Origin of the sequence: Sphingomonas sp. CCH21-G11, from assembly GCF_001555965.1 — a bacterium.
Lineage (GTDB): Bacteria > Pseudomonadota > Alphaproteobacteria > Sphingomonadales > Sphingomonadaceae > Sphingomonas.
Genome location: NZ_LSHX01000046.1, coordinates 35,295 through 51,257, shown reverse-complemented (window position 1 = coordinate 51,257; position 15,963 = coordinate 35,295). Strand labels below are relative to the sequence as shown.

The 15,963-nt window shown below is 65.5% G+C and carries 19 protein-coding genes; 18 read left to right on the top strand and 1 reads right to left on the bottom strand.

All coding sequences use genetic code 11. From position 1 onward, the window contains the following. The 8 genes from AX676_RS12565 to AX676_RS12530 form a co-directional block, all read left to right on the top strand. Positions 1-934, top strand: a 934-nt coding sequence (locus AX676_RS12565) for a 2-oxo acid dehydrogenase subunit E2 (RefSeq protein WP_066544398.1), incomplete at its 5' end; no start/stop codon positions are given. Between the two features lie 19 nt (positions 935-953). After that, the gene (locus AX676_RS12560; protein WP_066476759.1) at positions 954-1,172 is read left to right on the top strand and encodes a hypothetical protein; all 219 of its coding nucleotides are present in this window, start codon (positions 954-956) and stop codon (positions 1,170-1,172) included. 52 nt (positions 1,173-1,224) lie between these two features. Next, positions 1,225-1,560, top strand: a complete 336-nt coding sequence (locus AX676_RS12555; RefSeq protein ID WP_066476898.1) for an acyl-CoA thioesterase — start codon at positions 1,225-1,227, stop codon at positions 1,558-1,560. Further along, the gene (locus AX676_RS12550) at positions 1,482-2,231 is read left to right on the top strand and encodes a hypothetical protein (protein WP_156437627.1); all 750 of its coding nucleotides are present in this window, start codon (positions 1,482-1,484) and stop codon (positions 2,229-2,231) included. The genes AX676_RS12555 and AX676_RS12550 overlap by 79 nt, the downstream gene beginning before the upstream one ends. Continuing rightward, positions 2,224-3,624 (top strand): dihydrolipoyl dehydrogenase, encoded by a 1,401-nt coding sequence (lpdA, locus tag AX676_RS12545; protein WP_066476765.1) that lies wholly within the window; start codon positions 2,224-2,226, stop codon positions 3,622-3,624. The genes AX676_RS12550 and lpdA overlap by 8 nt, the downstream gene beginning before the upstream one ends. 25 nt (positions 3,625-3,649) lie before the next feature. After that, on the top strand, positions 3,650-4,813 hold the full coding sequence (locus AX676_RS12540) for a S41 family peptidase (RefSeq protein ID WP_066476772.1): 1,164 nt from the start codon (positions 3,650-3,652) through the stop codon (positions 4,811-4,813). Positions 4,814-4,945: 132 nt separating this feature from the next. After that, on the top strand, positions 4,946-5,374 hold the full coding sequence (locus tag AX676_RS12535; protein WP_066476775.1) for an MAPEG family protein: 429 nt from the start codon (positions 4,946-4,948) through the stop codon (positions 5,372-5,374). A 67-nt stretch (positions 5,375-5,441) separates the two neighbouring features. Beyond that, complete coding sequence (locus AX676_RS12530; protein ID WP_066476777.1) at positions 5,442-6,725, top strand: Xaa-Pro dipeptidase; 1,284 nt, start codon at positions 5,442-5,444, stop codon at positions 6,723-6,725. 30 nt (positions 6,726-6,755) lie between these two features. Here AX676_RS12530 and AX676_RS12525 read toward each other — a convergent pair whose 3' ends face one another. Then, entirely contained in the window at positions 6,756-7,214 is a 459-nt protein-coding gene (locus tag AX676_RS12525) for a bactofilin family protein (RefSeq protein WP_082731233.1), read from the bottom strand. Between the two features lie 329 nt (positions 7,215-7,543). Between AX676_RS12525 and rpsL the strand changes: the two genes are divergently transcribed. The 10 genes from rpsL to rplB all read left to right on the top strand — a co-directional run bounded on the left by rpsL (position 7,544) and on the right by rplB (position 15,959). Next, complete coding sequence (gene rpsL, locus AX676_RS12520) at positions 7,544-7,915, top strand: 30S ribosomal protein S12 (RefSeq protein WP_066476904.1); 372 nt, start codon at positions 7,544-7,546, stop codon at positions 7,913-7,915. A gap of 63 nt (positions 7,916-7,978) precedes the next feature. Beyond that, entirely contained in the window at positions 7,979-8,449 is a 471-nt protein-coding gene (gene rpsG / locus AX676_RS12515; protein ID WP_066476780.1) for a 30S ribosomal protein S7, read from the top strand. A 106-nt stretch (positions 8,450-8,555) separates the two neighbouring features. Further along, positions 8,556-10,649 (top strand): elongation factor G, encoded by a 2,094-nt coding sequence (fusA, locus tag AX676_RS12510; protein WP_066476785.1) that lies wholly within the window; start codon positions 8,556-8,558, stop codon positions 10,647-10,649. Between the two features lie 107 nt (positions 10,650-10,756). Beyond that, positions 10,757-11,953 (top strand): elongation factor Tu, encoded by a 1,197-nt coding sequence (gene tuf, locus AX676_RS12505; RefSeq protein WP_066476787.1) that lies wholly within the window; start codon positions 10,757-10,759, stop codon positions 11,951-11,953. A gap of 212 nt (positions 11,954-12,165) precedes the next feature. Continuing rightward, positions 12,166-12,456 carry a GIY-YIG nuclease family protein gene (locus AX676_RS12500; protein ID WP_066476789.1) on the top strand — a complete coding sequence of 97 codons (291 nt, stop codon included), beginning with the start codon at positions 12,166-12,168 and terminating at the stop codon, positions 12,454-12,456. 267 nt (positions 12,457-12,723) lie between these two features. Further along, positions 12,724-13,032 carry a 30S ribosomal protein S10 gene (rpsJ, locus tag AX676_RS12495; protein WP_066476792.1) on the top strand — a complete coding sequence of 103 codons (309 nt, stop codon included), beginning with the start codon at positions 12,724-12,726 and terminating at the stop codon, positions 13,030-13,032. A gap of 377 nt (positions 13,033-13,409) precedes the next feature. Further along, positions 13,410-14,165 carry a 50S ribosomal protein L3 gene (gene rplC / locus AX676_RS12490; RefSeq protein WP_066476793.1) on the top strand — a complete coding sequence of 252 codons (756 nt, stop codon included), beginning with the start codon at positions 13,410-13,412 and terminating at the stop codon, positions 14,163-14,165. 3 nt (positions 14,166-14,168) lie between these two features. Further along, complete coding sequence (gene rplD, locus AX676_RS12485; protein ID WP_066476794.1) at positions 14,169-14,795, top strand: 50S ribosomal protein L4; 627 nt, start codon at positions 14,169-14,171, stop codon at positions 14,793-14,795. Next, a complete protein-coding gene (locus AX676_RS12480) occupies positions 14,788-15,105 on the top strand; it encodes a 50S ribosomal protein L23 (RefSeq protein ID WP_066476795.1) in 318 nt (105 codons plus the stop codon). The genes rplD and AX676_RS12480 overlap by 8 nt, the downstream gene beginning before the upstream one ends. Positions 15,106-15,107: 2 nt before the next feature. Next, positions 15,108-15,959, top strand: coding sequence for a 50S ribosomal protein L2 (rplB, locus tag AX676_RS12475; protein ID WP_066476798.1), 852 nt, complete (start codon positions 15,108-15,110; stop codon positions 15,957-15,959). The last annotated feature ends 4 nt before the right edge of the window (positions 15,960-15,963 follow it).

Below are 15,963 nucleotides of genomic sequence, written 5' to 3'. Positions count from 1 at the left end.
GGGTGATCGTGTCAAGGCGAGCCCGCTCGCGCGCCGCATCGCCGCCGAAAAGGGGATCGACCTGTCCGCTCTGGCGGGCAGCGGACCGGCCGGCCGCATCATCAAGGCGGACCTGGAGGGCGCGAAACCGGGCGCTGCGCCCGCACCGGCCACATCTGCTGCCCCCGCGCCCGCGCCGGCCGCCACGCCTGCCCCGGCACCCGCCGCGCCGACCGAGCCCAAGGCGGTGTGGTATGACGAAACGATCCCGCACGAAGTCGAGAAGCTTTCCAACATCCGCAAGACGATCGCGCGCCGCCTGACCGAGGCGAAACAGACGATCCCGCACATCTACCTGACCGTCGATGTCCGGCTGGATGCGCTGCTCAAGCTGCGCGGCGAGCTGAACAAGTCGCTCGAGGCGCGCGGGGTCAAGCTGAGCGTCAACGACATGCTGATCAAGGCACTGGGCGTCGCGCTGATCCAGACGCCCAAGTGCAACGTCACCTTCGCCGGCGACACGCTGGTCAAGTACAGCCGCGCCGACGTGTCGGTGGCGGTATCGACGCCGTCGGGCCTGATCACCCCGATCATCCGCGATGCCGCGAGCAAGAGCCTGTCCGCGATCTCGATCGAGATGAAGGAACTGGCCGCACGCGCCAAGGACAACAAGCTCAAGCCCGAGGAATATCAGGGCGGTACCGCCAGCATCTCGAACATGGGCATGTTCGGCATCACCCAGTTCGACGCGGTCATCAATCCGCCGCAGGGCATGATCCTGGCGGTCGGCGCGGGCGAGAAGCGGCCGGTGGTGATCGACGATGCGTTGCAGGTCGCAACCGTCATGTCGGCGACCGGCAGCTTCGACCATCGCGCGATCGATGGTGCGGACGGCGCGCAGTTGATGCAGGCGTTCAAGGCGCTGGTGGAACAGCCGCTGAGCTTCATCGCCTGATCACGGGGGAGGGCGGGCGATGGGCCGTCACACGCTGGTCGAGTTGCTCCACATCGCCGCCGGGCTGGTGGCGACGGTGGCGATTACCTGGGCGTCGGCCTGGTCCTATCCGCTCGGGCGCAACGACATCTGGCTGGTCGGTTCGGTCGCGTTCGTCGTCGTCCTGCTGATGGGGGTGCGCCCGGTGCGCGAAGCGCTGGCGAAGGATCGGGCCAAGGACCACGCCGCGCGTGGCTGATCCCGACGCCGCGACGCCGCCATCGGGCCAGCCCGCGATCCGGGTGACGACGATGCCCGCGGATGCCAATGCCTATGGCGACATCTTCGGCGGCTGGCTGATGAGCCAGATGGACATGGCCGCCGGCCTGGTCGCGGCGCGCTATGCCAAGGGGCGGGCGGTGACGATCGCGATGGACGGAATGCAGTTCCACGCGCCCGTCGCGGTCGGCGACGAAGTGTCGGTCTATGCCGAACTGGTCCGCGTCGGCCGCACGTCGATGACGATCGAGGTCGAAGCCTGGCGGCGCGACCGCCACCAGGAGGAACAATGCCGGGTGACGCAGGCGCGGTTCGTGTTCGTCGCGATCGACGCGCACAAGCGGCCGCGAGTGATAAAAACGATATGATTGATGCGAGCATGTTTCCGGAAAGGCCCACTTTTGCGCTTTACCGCTATGTGGACGAGGCTCATCGGATAGAGCAGGTTTACGCACGACTGTGGGCCAGTCTGAAGCCCTTCGTGGAGTCGTTCGACAGTTATCAGTCCCATTATCAGCACGTGAACATAGTCATGAGGATGATGGACGAAATGACATTTCAGCGCGTCATTGATAATTTCCAGACCTACATTGTGGATTTGTTAGCAGAAATATTCTCTTCAAGACCGGAGATGATACCTTCGGGTCAAATTGATCGAAGGGCAATTTTCCAAGAAAACATTTCGGAACAAAGAATAATGGCGCTTGACCAGCTTCTTCGAGGTTTCTCGTACGAAAGTATAGAAAGTCTGTCTGATAAGCTTCAGAAATTGTTTAAGTTCTATATTTTTGAGTCAGATGATGAACTCGTAAGATTGAAAAGTTACGTTGAAATACGCAATGCCCTTGTCCATAATCGTGGCCGTGCAGATTATCGTTATCGCGTCGATTTTAATAGTGGGGGTCGCAAGCAGGGGACACCAGTCTCTATCCCAGAGGTGATGCCCGTGCTGGAGGACGTCTCTCGGATGGCTGCTTATATGGATGTCACCGCAGAACAGAAATTTGGTTTGGAAAAGGTATCCTCCAAAGATGACTGACACCTATGACCTGATCGTCCTTGGCTCCGGGCCGGGGGGCTATGTCGCGGCGATCCGGGCGAGCCAGCTGGGGCTCAAGACCGCGATCGTCGAGCGCGAGACGCTGGGCGGCATCTGCCTCAACTGGGGCTGCATCCCCACCAAGGCGCTGCTGCGTTCGGCCGAGATCTTCCACTACATGCAGCACGCCAAGGACTACGGGCTGGCAGCGGAAAAGATCAGCGCCGACCTGGACGCGGTGGTCAAGCGGTCGCGCGGCGTCGCCAAGCAGCTCAATCAGGGGGTCACCCACCTGATGAAGAAGAACAAGATCGCCGTGCACATGGGCGAGGGCAAGCTGACCGGAAAGGGCAAGCTGACCGTCACCGACAAGGACGGGAAGGCGACCGAGCTGACCGCGAAGAACATCATCGTCGCCACCGGCGCGCGGGCGCGCGAGCTGCCCTTTGCCAAGTCGGACGGCAAGCGGGTGTGGACCTATCGCCACGCCATGGTGCCGACCGAGATGCCGACCAGGCTGCTCGTCATCGGCTCCGGCGCGATCGGGATCGAGTTCGCCAGCTTCTACAACGACATGGGCGCCAAGGTGACCGTGGTCGAAATGATGGACCGCATCGTGCCCGTCGAGGACCATGACGTGTCGACCTTCCTCGAAAAGGCGCTGACCAAGCAGGGCATGACGATCATGACCGGCGCGGGCGTCAACGGGCTGGAAGTCGGCGCGAACGGCGTGAAGGCCAAGCTGAAGGACAAGGCGGGCAAGGAAACGACCGAGGAGTTCAGCCACGTCATCGTCGCGGTCGGCATCGTGCCCAACACCGAGAATATAGGGCTGAAGGAGCTCGGCGTCGCGATGGACGATCGCGGCTTCCTGAAGACCGGGCCGGATTGCGCCACCAACGTCCCCGGCATCTGGGCGATCGGCGACATCACCGCGCCGCCGTGGCTGGCGCACAAGGCGAGCCACGAGGGCGTGATCGCGGTCGAGGCGATCGCCGGCGGCCATCCGCACGCGATGGATCCGCGCAACATCCCCGGCTGCACCTATTGCCACCCGCAGGTCGCCAGCGTCGGCCTGACCGAGGCGAAGGCGAAGGAGGCGGGTTACGAGGTCAAGGTCGGCAATTTCCCCTTCATCGGCAACGGCAAGGCCATCGCGCTGGGCGAGGCCGAAGGCTTCATCAAGACGGTGTTCGACGCCAGGACCGGCGAGCTTCTGGGCGCACACATGGTCGGCGCCGAAGTCACCGAGCTGATCCAGGGCTATACCGTCGGCAAGACGCTGGAAACGACCGAGGCCGAGTTGATGAACACGGTGTTCCCGCACCCGACGCTGAGCGAGATGATGCATGAAAGCGTGCTGGGGGCCTATGGGCGGGCGCTTCACATCTAGGGGGCGATTCGTCCGGGTTCGGGGGATGCTGGCGCTGGTCGCGGCGCCGGTCCTGGTCGGCGCGGCCACGCCGGACTATGCCGGCGACGCGGCGGCGCTCGACCGGATCATCGTCGAGAATTACGCCTATCCCGAACGGCTGGGACCCGATGGCCGGGTGCCCGATTCACCGCAGCTGGCGGCGCAGCGGGCGGCGGTGCACGACAGCGACTCGCTGCTGCGCTACGCCGAGAACCGCATCGCGAGCCTGGCGGATCACCATGCGATCACCGGCAGCGCGTTCGACGACAGCTGGGCGCTCGTGCCGAGCTATGCCGACCTGTGGATCGTCGAGCGCGACGGCGCATATCGCGTCGATGCGGTGCGTCCCGACACCCCGGCGGCGCGCGCGGGGGTGGTGGCCGGCGACCGTCTGGTCGCGGTCGACGATGTGCCGATCGACCGGGCGATCGCGGCGTTCTGGCAATCGGTCGGGGTCGCGCGCGGTGGTGCGGAGGCGCGCAGCTATGCCGCGCGCGTGCTGGCGGCGGGCCGGCGCGACCGGCCCCGTCGGCTGACCTTCGCAGGTCGCGGCGGGACCCGGGAGCTGACGCTCGCCACGCTCTATGCCGACGCGCCGCCACGGCCGCCGCTGCGCGTGATTACTGACGCGGACGGGGGCGTGACCATCCGGATCAACAATGCGCTGGGTGATCAGGCGACGATCGCCGCGTTCGACCGCGCGGTCGCTGCGATCCCGGCCTCGGCCCGACTGACGATCGATCTGACCGATACGCCGGGCGGCGGCAATACGAGCGTCGCGCGGGCGATGATCGGCTGGTTCGTGACGGCGCCGACCGGTTATCAGGTCCATCGCTATCCCGCGGAGGAGCGCGAGACGGGCATCCCCCGGCAATGGATCGAGCAGGTGCTGCCCCGCGCCGGCAAGTCGCGGCCCAAGCCCGTCGCGATCCGGGTCGGTCGCTGGACGGGCAGCATGGGGGAGGGGATCGCCATCGCCTTTGCCGCGATCGGGGTCCCGGTTTGCGGCGACCGCATGGCCGGGTTGCTGGGGGCGGTCTACGACTTTGCGCTGCCCGCGTCGGGGCTGGTGTTCAAACTGCCGGCGGAGCGGCTCTACGCGATCGACGGCCGCCCGCGCGAGGATTTCGTGCCGATCCCAACGCCGAGCTGCCCGGCGCGCGGATAGGGGAGCCGCTGCCGGATTTTTTCCGAAAGCTGCGGCTCTGGCTCACGTGCGGCTTGACCGCATCCACGATCGGGCGAAGCTGGCAACCGTGCGGGGCGGAGCAAGGGGACGACAGTGGGGAAAGCGTCAGCAATGAATCCTGCGATCCTGTGGCCGGTGTTCGCCTTTGCGGCGCTGGTGTTCGTCGTGTGGTTCCTGCTGTTCGTGCTGCGTGCCCGCCATATCGCGCGGACGCCGCCGCGCGACGGCGAGCTGGCGACGCGCGACGGCACCGCCGCCTATTTCCGCCCGGTCGAACGGCCGGCCAACAACCTGACCAACCTGTTCGAGATGCCGGTGCTGTTCCTGGCGCTCGTGCCGCTGCTGGTCGTCACCGGCCGGGCCGGGGCAGCACAGGTCGCGCTCGCCTGGACCTTTGTCGGGCTGCGCGCGGTGCACAGCGCGATCCATATCGCGACCCCGGCGGTGCAGCCGCGCTTCCTCGTCTACCTGGCCTCGTGCATCGTGCTGGCGGCGATGTGGATCGGGCTGGCGATCGATCTGGCCGCAATTCCGGCGTGAACAGGGCTTGACCCGGCAGCCGTTAGGCGGGAGCAATGCCGTCCTAATCATCGGGGCAAAAACGAAAATGCGGACAGTTGGATTTGGCGTCGCGGCGGTGGCCGCGCTGGCGTGGACGGGCACGGCGCGGGCAGAGACGGTCGTGGTCACCGCGGACCGCATGATCGACGTGCTGGCGGGCCGGGTGGTCGAGGAGCCCGTGATCGTCATCACCGACGGCCGCATCACCAGCGTGGTCGGGCGCAACGGCGGGCGGCCTGCGATCCCGGCGGAGGCGAAGCGCATCGACCTTCCCGGCAAGACGATCCTGCCCGGCCTGATCGACATGCACGTCCATCTCGACAGCAATCCGCGCTATGGCGGCTATACCAACCTGCAGTTCACCGATTCCTTCTGGGCCGTGCAGGGCACCGCCAATGTGAAGGCGATGCTGGATGCGGGCTTCACCACCGTGCGCAACGTCGGGTCGGAAAACTATGCCGACGTGGCGTACAAGCAGGCGATCGACGAAGGGCTGATCCCCGGTCCGCGCATCGTGCCGGCCGCCTATGCGCTGGGCGCGACGGGCGGGCATTGCGACAGCACCTATCTGCCGCCGTCGTTCAAGGCGAAGTCGCCCGCGGTCGGCGACGGCGTCCAGGAACTGCGTACCCGGGTGCGTGAGCAGCGCAAATATGGCGCGGAAGTGATCAAGGTCTGCGCGACGGGCGGGGTTTTTTCGCGCAACACCGAGCCGGGCCAGCAGCAATTGTCCGAAGACGAGCTGCGCGCAATCGCCGACGAGGCGCATCAATGGGGGCTGCGGGTCGCCGCCCACGCGCACGGCGCCGCCGGGATCAAGGCGTCGATCCGCGCCGGCATCGACACGATCGAGCATGCCAGCCTGGTCGATGACGAGGGGATCCGCCTGGCGGTCGAGCGCAAGCAGCCGGTGTGGTTCTCGATGGACATCTTCAACACCGACTACACCCAGGCCGAGGGCAAGAAGAACGGCGTGCTCGAGGACAATCTGCGCAAGGACCGCGAGATCGCGCAGGCGCAGCGCGACAATTTCCGCAAGGCGCACCGTGCCGGCGTCCGCATGGTGATGGGCACCGACGCGGGGGTGATGCCCCACGGGACGGCGGCGGGCCAGCTCAAGACGATGGTCGAATATGGCATGACGCCGATGCAGGCGCTGCAGGCGGCGACGCGCAACGCCGCCGAGGCGCTGGACCGGACCAAGGATGTCGGCGCGATCGCGGTCGGCCGATATGGCGACATCATCGCGGTCGAGGGCGATCCGCTGAGCGACATCGGCGTGATGACGCGGGTGACCGACGTCATCAAGGGCGGCGCGAAGGTGAAGTGAACCCGGCGGTGCGCTGAGGCCGGGGCGGGGTCAGCCCGCCTCGCCGACGATGCGCAGGCCGGGTTCGTCGCCGCTGGGGCCAGCGAGCGCGGCGGCGGTCGCCGGGACCGCGACTCCGCCCAGATGGCGCATCCGGCCGTCGACATGCCCGCCCTGTTCGATGGTGATGCTTTCATATTCGACGTCGCCGACGATCCGCGCGCTGCGTTCGACGATCAGCTCGCGCACGCGCACCGCGCCTTCGATCGCGCCCGCGATCCGCGCGCTGTCGGCGGCGACCGCGCCGACGATGTGGCTGTCGGCACCCTGGATCAGCATCGCGCAGGCGACATCGCCCTCGATCCGCCCGTCGATGTGCAGGTCGGCGGTGGCGGTGAGGTTGCCGGTGACCACCATGTCGGCGCCGATGATCGACAGTCCGCCCTTGCGCGACGTCGATCCGCCGGGTGCGGACGGGCTGCGTGAGCGGTTGCTGCTGCTGTTGAACATGGCGAAAGGGCCTCCCCACCCCGACGCGACCGAATCGGCCGGCTGATCGGCCGCGATGGTGCCCGTGGATGCCGTTGCGGTCAAAGCCCCCGGAGCGCAGGCGGCGTGTTCATCCCCATTGACCGCCGGGCGGGGCGGCGATATAGGCGCGCCAGCCCACGGCAGGCCGACACCCGGCTTTCCGGTCAATTTTGGTTGTCGCGGGTCATTGAGCTGAACGTTGTTGGAGACGCCAGGGCCCGGAGGCCGGTGAAGGCCGCCAGGGTCTTTTCGTATTTTCCGCTGCACGACTCCAGCAAAGTAACCGACGAGAAAAGGTGAAGGGCTTCATGCCGACGATCAACCAGTTGGTCCGCAAGGGCCGTGACCCGCAGAAGGCCAAGTCAAAGGTCCCTGCGATGGACCAGAACCCGCAAAAGCGCGGGGTTTGCACGCGCGTCTATACGACGACGCCGAAGAAGCCGAACTCGGCGCTGCGCAAGGTGGCCAAGGTCCGCCTGACCAACCAGCGCGAGGTCATTTCGTACATCCCGGGCGAAGGCCACAACCTGCAGGAGCACTCGGTGGTGCTGATCCGCGGCGGCCGCGTGCGCGACTTGCCGGGCGTGCGTTACCACGTGCTGCGCGGCGTGCTCGACACCCAGGGCGTCAAGGACCGCAAGCAGTCGCGTTCGAAGTACGGCGCCAAGCGTCCGAAGTAAATTCAGCCAGAGTAGGTCCCGGACGGGTTCCGGATCGACCGAAGTTCTAGAAGGAAATCTGAGATGGCTCGTCGTCGTCGTCCCGAGAAGCGGGAAATCCTGCCCGATCCCAAGTTCGGGGATATCGTCCTGTCCAAGTTCATGAACAGCGTGATGCTGGACGGCAAGAAGTCGGTTGCGGAAGCGATCGTCTATGGCGCGCTGGAAACGGTGGAGACCCGTGCCAAGCGCGAGCCGCTGGGCGTGTTTCACGATGCGCTCAACAACATCAAGCCGGGCATCGAAGTCCGCAGCCGCCGCGTCGGCGGCGCGACCTATCAGGTCCCGGTCGAGGTGCGTCCCGAGCGTGCCCAGGCGCTGGCGATCCGCTGGCTGATCGCGTCGGCGCGCAACCGCAGCGAGCACACCATGGCCGCGCGCCTGTCGGGCGAGCTGATGGATGCCGCCAACAATCGCGGCAATGCGGTCAAGAAGCGTGAAGACACGCACCGCATGGCCGAGGCCAATCGCGCCTTCAGTCACTATCGCTGGTAATCCCCGCGGCCGCCGGTTCGCCGGCGGTCTGGCAACGACGCATCCGTTACCTACATATTGGGGAGCCGGACGGTCCGGCTCCCCACATCCTTAAGGAACCTCGACCATGGCCCGCAGCCATCCGCTCGACCGCTATCGCAACATCGGCATCATGGCCCACATCGATGCCGGCAAGACGACGACGACCGAGCGTATCCTCTATTACACCGGAAAGTCCTACAAGATCGGCGAAGTGCACGAAGGCACCGCGACGATGGACTGGATGGAGCAGGAGCAGGAGCGCGGGATCACCATCACCTCGGCGGCGACCACGTGCTTCTGGCGCGCCGAGGACGGTCAGGGCGAAGAGCACCGGATCAACATCATCGATACCCCCGGCCACGTCGACTTCACGATCGAGGTCGAGCGTTCGCTGCGCGTGCTCGACGGCGCGGTCGCGTGCTTCGACGGCGTTGCCGGTGTGGAGCCGCAGTCCGAAACCGTGTGGCGCCAGGCCGACAAGTACGGCGTGCCGCGCATGTGCTTCGTCAACAAGCTCGATCGCACGGGCGCGGATTTCTATTATTGCGTCAACTCGATCATCGAGCGCCTGGGCGCGCGTCCGGCGGTGCTGTACCTGCCGATCGGCATCGAGGGCGGGTTCAAGGGCCTGGTCGACCTGGTCAACAACCGCGCGATCATCTGGCTCGAGGAGTCGCTGGGCGCGAAGTTCGAATATCAGGACATTCCGGCCGATATGGCTGAAAAGGCCGCCAAGTATCGCAGCGAGCTGATCGAAATGGCGGTCGAGCAGGACGATGCGCTGATGGAAGCGTATCTGGAGGGCAACGAGCCGTCGGTCGCCGACCTGAAGAAGCTGATCCGCAAGGGCACGCTCGAAATGGCGTTCGTGCCGATCGTCTGCGGCTCGGCGTTCAAGAACAAGGGCGTCCAGCCGCTGCTCGACGCGGTCGTCGACTATCTGCCGAGCCCGCTCGACATTCCGCCGGTCGAGGGCGTCAAGATGGACGGCGAGACCAAGGACAGCCGCAAGGCGTCTGACGACGAGCCGTTTTCGGCGCTCGCCTTCAAGATCATGAACGACCCGTTCGTCGGCTCGCTCACCTTCGCGCGCATCTATTCGGGCAAGCTCGAAAAGGGCACCGTCCAGAACACGGTGAAGGACAAGAAGGAAAAGATCGGCCGCATGCTGCTGATGCATGCGAACAATCGCGAGGACATCGACGTGGCTTATGCCGGCGACATCGTCGCGATCGCGGGCCTGAAGGAAACGACGACCGGGGACACGCTGTGCGCGCCGGCCGCTCCGATCATCCTGGAGCGCATGGAGTTCCCGGATCCCGTCATCGAGCTGTCGGTCGAACCCAAGACCAAGGCCGACCAGGAAAAGATGGGCATCGCGCTCAACCGCCTGGCCGCCGAGGATCCGTCGTTCCGCGTGTCGACCGATCACGAATCGGGCCAGACGATCATCAAGGGCATGGGTGAGCTTCACCTGGAAATCCTGGTCGATCGCATGCGTCGCGAGTTCAAGGTCGAGGCCAATGTCGGCGCGCCGCAGGTGGCGTATCGCGAGTATCTGGCGAAGCCGGTCGAGCTGACCTACACCCACAAGAAGCAGTCGGGCGGCTCGGGCCAGTTCGGCGAAGTGAAAGTCAAGGTCGTCCCCGGCGAGCGTGGTTCGGGCTTCGTCTTCCACGACGAGATCAAGGGCGGCAACATCCCGCGCGAATACATCCCCTCGGTCGAGAAGGGGATGCGCGAGACCGCCGAGACGGGTTCGCTGATCGGCTTCCCGATCATCGACTTTGCCGTCCACCTGATCGACGGCAAGTATCACGACGTCGACTCGTCGGCGCTGGCGTTCGAGATCTGTGCCCGCGGCGCGATGCGCGAAGCGGCGCAGAAGGCGGGCATCAAGCTGCTCGAGCCGATCATGAAGGTCGAGGTGGTGACGCCCGAAGAGTTCATGGGCGACGTGATCGGCGACATGAACAGCCGCCGCGGCCAGATCCAGGGCACCGACAGCCGGGGCAACGCCCAGGTGGTCGAGGCGATGGTGCCGCTGGCCAACATGTTCGGCTATGTGAACCAGCTGCGCTCGTTCACCCAGGGCCGTGCGCAATACTCGATGCAGTTCTCGCATTATGACGAAGTGCCGCAGAACGTGGCCGACGAAGTGAAGGCGAAGCTCGCCTGAACGTCACCCCGCTCGGGGCTGGCGTAATCGAAAAACAGTCGCTATGGGCGCGCCTTTCGGCGAGTAGCCCCGGCGGCCGGGAAATCTGAATCAGAAGGTAGGACACAATGGCGAAGGCAAAGTTCGAGCGGAACAAACCGCACCTCAATATCGGCACCATCGGTCACGTCGACCACGGCAAGACGTCGCTGACCGCCGCGATCACCAAGGTTCTGGCTGAAAACGTCGCCGGCAACGCGGCCGTCGATTTCGCCAACATCGACAAGGCGCCGGAAGAGCGCGAGCGCGGCATCACCATCTCGACCGCGCACGTCGAGTATGAGACCGAGAACCGCCACTATGCGCACGTCGACTGCCCCGGCCACGCCGACTATGTGAAGAACATGATCACCGGCGCGGCGCAGATGGACGGCGCGATCCTGGTCGTCGCCGCGACCGACGGCCCGATGCCCCAGACCAAGGAGCACATCCTGCTCGCCCGTCAGGTCGGCGTGCCGACGATGGTCGTGTTCCTCAACAAGGTCGACCTGGTCGACGACGAGGAAATCCTCGAGCTGGTCGAGCTGGAAATCCGCGAGGAACTGTCCAAGCGTGAATTCGACGGCGACAATATCCCGATCATCCGTGGTTCGGCGACCTGCGCGCTCGACGGCTCGAACGAGACGCTGGGCAAGGACGCGATCCTGGCGCTGATGAAGGCGGTCGACGAGTCGATCCCGCAGCCCGAGCGTCCGCTCGACAAGCCGTTCATGATGCCGATCGAAGACGTGTTCTCGATCTCGGGTCGCGGCACCGTCGTCACCGGCCGTGTCGAAACCGGCATCATCAAGGTCGGCGAGGAAGTCGAGATCGTCGGCATCCAGCAGGAAACCCGCAAGACCGTCGTGACCGGCGTCGAAATGTTCCGCAAGCTGCTCGACCAGGGCCAGGCGGGCGACAATATCGGCGCGCTGATCCGCGGCGTCGGCCGTGACGAAGTCGAGCGTGGCCAGGTTCTGGCCAAGCCGGGTTCGATCAAGCCGCACACCGACTTCCAGTCGTCGGTCTACGTGCTGTCGAAGGACGAGGGCGGCCGTCACACGCCGTTCTTCGCGAACTATCGTCCGCAGTTCTACTTCCGCACCACCGACGTCACCGGCACGATCGAGCTGCCGGCCGGCACCGAAATGGTCATGCCGGGTGACGAAGTGGCCCTTGGCGTCAAGCTGATCGCCCCGATCGCGATGGACGTCGGCCAGCGCTTCACGATCCGCGAAGGCGGCCGCACCGTCGGCGCCGGCGTGGTGAGCCAGATCGACAAGTAATCGACGCCCTTCGGGGCTCGACACGAACAAGGAACCCGGTCTCTCGCAGGAGAGGCCGGGTTTTTTGTTGGTGGAGTGTGCGGGGTGGCGGGCGTTGCGCGGGAAGCGGGACCCCGGGTCAAGCCCGGGGGACGAGGCTGGAGAAATGTTCGCAACACTTTTGTCGTCGCCCCGGGCTTGACCCGGGGCCCCGCTGCCTTTGAGTTGCCGGCATGTCGGACGGCGGCTGGGTGTACATTATGGCGGATCGCTATCGTGGCACGATGTATGTCGGGGTGACCGCCGATCTTGCGGCCCGAGTCCACCAGCATCGCAACGGTACGGGTTCCGACTTTTGCACTCGATACGGCCTCCACCGCCTGGTGTGGGCGGACCACACGCCATCGGTTCTTGATGCCATCGCACACGAGAAGCGTCTGAAGCGATGGCGGCGGCAGTGGAAGTTCGATCTGGTCGAGCGGGGGAATCCCGAATGGCGCGATCTGTTCGACGTGCTCGTGTGACTCGATAGGTTGAAAAGGCAGCGGGGCCCCGGCTCAAGGCCGGGGCGACGGCGGTCTTTGATTGGCCCTTTTGCCTTTTTTATCGCTGCGGGGTTGTCCCGGGGTCCCGCTCGTTCGGCGCAACCCGTGACCTTTTTCCGCTGTCGGGGGCTTGATCCCGAAGCCTCACCCGTGTATCGGCGCGCCTTCGTTTGACGCAGTAACAGCAAGAGCCCCGGCAACGGGGCCGCGCTCTTTCGCATCGGTAGGGACCCAGAGTCAGTCGTTATGGACAATAATATCCGCATCCGCCTGAAGGCGTTCGATCATCGCGTGCTCGACCAGGCGACCGGCGACATCGCCGACACCGCGCGTCGTACCGGCGCGCTCATCCGGGGTCCCATTCCGTTGCCGACGCGCATCGAGAAGTTCACCGTCAATCGCGGCCCGCACATCGACAAGAAGTCGCGCGAGCAGTTCGAAGTGCGCACCTACAAGCGCATGCTCGACATCGTTCAGCCGACGCCGCAGACGGTCGACGCGCTGATGAAGCTCGATCTCGCCGCGGGTGTTGATGTCGAGATCAAATTGGCGTAAGCGCGCCGCTCATCGATTCACCGGTGCGGGATTCGCGCCGGTATCGTCGCTCCGGTTCGCCGGAGCCTCTGGCCTCTAGGTTCTGCCTAGCCTCAAGAGATCCGGGCCCTGGTCCGGGTGACGAATCAAGGCTTAGAGCCGCAAGGGCTCTTTCGACATAGGGATACCGCCGGGCCGGCTCCGTCACGGAGTGTTGTCCGGGTCTCGCGTCCCCCGTCTTTTCCCCTGCATCCGCGGGGGAGTTCAGCCCGGACGGGGCTCGTTGCAATTCATGGGCTGAAGCGGGAGCTGCCGCTGGACCTTGCGTCCGTCGGCGGCTCGTCACGCCCGCGTCGGCAATCGTGCCGTTGCGGGCCTCTGTATAAGGAGCATGGGTCATGCGCACTGGCGTGATCGCGAAGAAAATGGGGATGACCCGCCTGTTCCAGGACGACGGCCGCCACGTGCCCGTCACCGTCCTGGCGCTGGAGGGTGTGCAGGTGGTGGCGCAGCGGACCGCCGATCGCGACGGCTATGTCGCGGTTCAGGTCGGCGCCGGCGTCGCCAAGGCCAAGAATGTCGCCAAGCCGCAGCGCGGCCATTTCGGCAAGGCCGAAGTCGAGCCCAAGGCGCAGCTGTGCGAGTTCCGCGTTGCTGAAGACGCGCTGCTCGATGTCGGCGCGGAAATCGCCGCCGACCACTTCGTCGCCGGCCAGCTGGTCGACGTGTCGGGCAAGACGCAGGGCAAGGGCTTTGCTGGCGCCATGAAGCGTTGGGGCTTCGGGGGCTTGCGCGCCACCCACGGCGTGTCGGTCAGCCACCGTTCGCACGGTTCGACCGGTAATCGCCAGGATCCGGGCCGCGTCTTCAAGAACAAGAAGATGGCCGGCCACATGGGCGACCGCAACCGCACCCAGCAGAATCTGGAAGTCGTTTCGACCGACGCCGAGCGCGGCCTGATCTTCGTCAAGGGATCGGTGCCGGGCCACAAGGGCACCTGGCTGATCGTCAAGGACGCGGTGAAGGTGCCGCGTCATGCCGACGCCCCGTACCCCGCGTCGATCAAGACCGCGCACAACAACAATGACGCCCCCGCCGACACGCCTGCTGAAGACGTGGCGACGGTCGAGGCGACCGACGGCCAGGAGGGCTGACAAGTGAAGGTCAAGGTACAGACCCTCGACGCCAAGGAAAATGGCGACATCGACCTGAAGGACGAGGTGTTCGGCGTCGAGCCGCGCGCCGACGTGCTTCACCGCGTCGTCACCTGGCAGCTCGAAAAGCGCCGCGGCACTGCTCGTGGCACGCGTGAGCGCGCCGACGTCGCCCGCACGGGCAAGAAGTTCGGTCGCCAGAAGGGCGGCGGCACCGCCCGTCACGGCGATCGCCGCGCCCCGGTGTTCATCGGCGGTGGTAAGGCGCATGGTGCGCGCGTTCGCGACTTCAATCCGTCGCTGAACAAGAAGATCCGCGCGCTGGGCCTGAAGATGGCGCTGTCGAGCCACGCCAAGGCGGGTTCGCTGATCGTCGTCGACACGCTGACCATCGCCGATGCCAAGACCAAGGTGCTGAAGGGCCAGCTCGCCAAGCTGGGCTTTGGCAAGACGGCGCTGGTGATCGACGGCGATGCGGTCGAGAACAGCTTCGCGCTCGCCTCGCGCAACCTGACGCAGGTCAACGTCCTGCCGGCGGTCGGCGCGAACGTCTATGACATCCTGAAGCATGACACGCTGGTGCTGACCCGCGCCGCGGTCGAGAAGCTGGAGGCCCGCTTCCATGGCTAAGCAGTCCAAGGCGGCGGTCGACATCCGCCACTACGACGTCATCCTGGCGCCGCACATCACCGAAAAAGCCACGCTGGTGAGCGAGGCGAACGCGGTGGTGTTCAAGGTCGCCAACGACGCGACCAAGCCCGAGATCAAGGCCGCCGTCGAAGCGCTGTTCAACGTCAGCGTCACCGGCGTCAACACGATCGTCCAGAAGGGCAAGACCAAGCGGTGGAAGGGCACCCCCTATCGCCGCACCGACATGAAGAAGGCGATCGTGACGCTGAAGGACGGCGACTCGATCGACGTGACGCAGGGGGTCAACTGACCATGGCGCTCAAGCAATATAATCCGACCTCGCCCGGCGTTCGCGGGCTGATCCTGGTCGACCGTTCGGGCCTGTACAAGGGTCGCCCCGTCAAGGCGCTGACCGAAGGCAAGACCAAGACCGGCGGCCGCAACAACAAGGGCCATGTCACCTCGCGCGGCATCGCGGGCGGTCACAAGCAGCGTTATCGCATCGTCGATTTCAAGCGCCGCCTGTGGGACGTCGAGGGCACGGTCGAGCGGATCGAATATGATCCCAACCGCACCGCGTTCATCGCGCTGGTCAATTACGGCAAGGATGACGCGGGCAAGGAACGCCTGGCCTACATCATCGCGCCGCAGCGCCTGGGCGTCGGCGACAAGGTGATCGCCGGCAAGAAGACCGACGTGAAGCCCGGCAACGCCATGGAACTGGGCCAGATGCCGGTCGGCACCATCGTCCACAATGTGGAGATGAAGCCGGGCAAGGGCGGCCAGATCGCGCGTTCGGCGGGCACCTATGTGCAAGTCGTCGGCCGTGACAAGGGTATGGTCATCGTCCGCCTCAATTCGGGCGAGCAGCGGTACATCCGGGCCGATTGCATGGGCACGGTCGGTGCGGTGTCGAACCCCGACAATCAGAACCAGAACCTGGGCAAGGCCGGCCGCAATCGCTGGCTGGGCAAGCGCCCGCTGACCCGCGGCGTCGCCAAGAACCCGGTCGACCACCCGCATGGCGGTGGTGAAGGCCGGACCTCGGGCGGCCGCCACCCGGTCACCCCGTGGGGCAAGCCGACCAAGGGTGCGCGCACCCGTCACAACAAGGCGACGGACAAGATGATCATCCGTTCGCGTCACGCGAAGAAGAAGGGCTAATCGA

Bases quoted from the DNA above. Each gene is read 5' to 3' on its own strand.
- AX676_RS12560 (WP_066476759.1), top strand. From the start codon at position 954: ATGGGCCGTCACACGCTGGTCGAGTTGCTCCACATCGCCGCCGGGCTG.
- AX676_RS12555 (WP_066476898.1), top strand. From the start codon at position 1,225: ATGCCCGCGGATGCCAATGCCTATGGCGACATCTTCGGCGGCTGGCTG.
- AX676_RS12550 (WP_156437627.1), top strand. From the start codon at position 1,482: ATGCCGGGTGACGCAGGCGCGGTTCGTGTTCGTCGCGATCGACGCGCA.
- lpdA (WP_066476765.1), top strand. From the start codon at position 2,224: ATGACTGACACCTATGACCTGATCGTCCTTGGCTCCGGGCCGGGGGGC.
- AX676_RS12540 (WP_066476772.1), top strand. From the start codon at position 3,650: ATGCTGGCGCTGGTCGCGGCGCCGGTCCTGGTCGGCGCGGCCACGCCG.
- AX676_RS12535 (WP_066476775.1), top strand. From the start codon at position 4,946: ATGAATCCTGCGATCCTGTGGCCGGTGTTCGCCTTTGCGGCGCTGGTG.
- AX676_RS12530 (WP_066476777.1), top strand. From the start codon at position 5,442: ATGCGGACAGTTGGATTTGGCGTCGCGGCGGTGGCCGCGCTGGCGTGG.
- AX676_RS12525 (WP_082731233.1), bottom strand. From the start codon at position 7,214: ATGTTCAACAGCAGCAGCAACCGCTCACGCAGCCCGTCCGCACCCGGC.
- rpsL (WP_066476904.1), top strand. From the start codon at position 7,544: ATGCCGACGATCAACCAGTTGGTCCGCAAGGGCCGTGACCCGCAGAAG.
- rpsG (WP_066476780.1), top strand. From the start codon at position 7,979: ATGGCTCGTCGTCGTCGTCCCGAGAAGCGGGAAATCCTGCCCGATCCC.
- fusA (WP_066476785.1), top strand. From the start codon at position 8,556: ATGGCCCGCAGCCATCCGCTCGACCGCTATCGCAACATCGGCATCATG.
- tuf (WP_066476787.1), top strand. From the start codon at position 10,757: ATGGCGAAGGCAAAGTTCGAGCGGAACAAACCGCACCTCAATATCGGC.
- AX676_RS12500 (WP_066476789.1), top strand. From the start codon at position 12,166: ATGTCGGACGGCGGCTGGGTGTACATTATGGCGGATCGCTATCGTGGC.
- rpsJ (WP_066476792.1), top strand. From the start codon at position 12,724: ATGGACAATAATATCCGCATCCGCCTGAAGGCGTTCGATCATCGCGTG.
- rplC (WP_066476793.1), top strand. From the start codon at position 13,410: ATGCGCACTGGCGTGATCGCGAAGAAAATGGGGATGACCCGCCTGTTC.
- AX676_RS12480 (WP_066476795.1), top strand. From the start codon at position 14,788: ATGGCTAAGCAGTCCAAGGCGGCGGTCGACATCCGCCACTACGACGTC.
- rplB (WP_066476798.1), top strand. From the start codon at position 15,108: ATGGCGCTCAAGCAATATAATCCGACCTCGCCCGGCGTTCGCGGGCTG.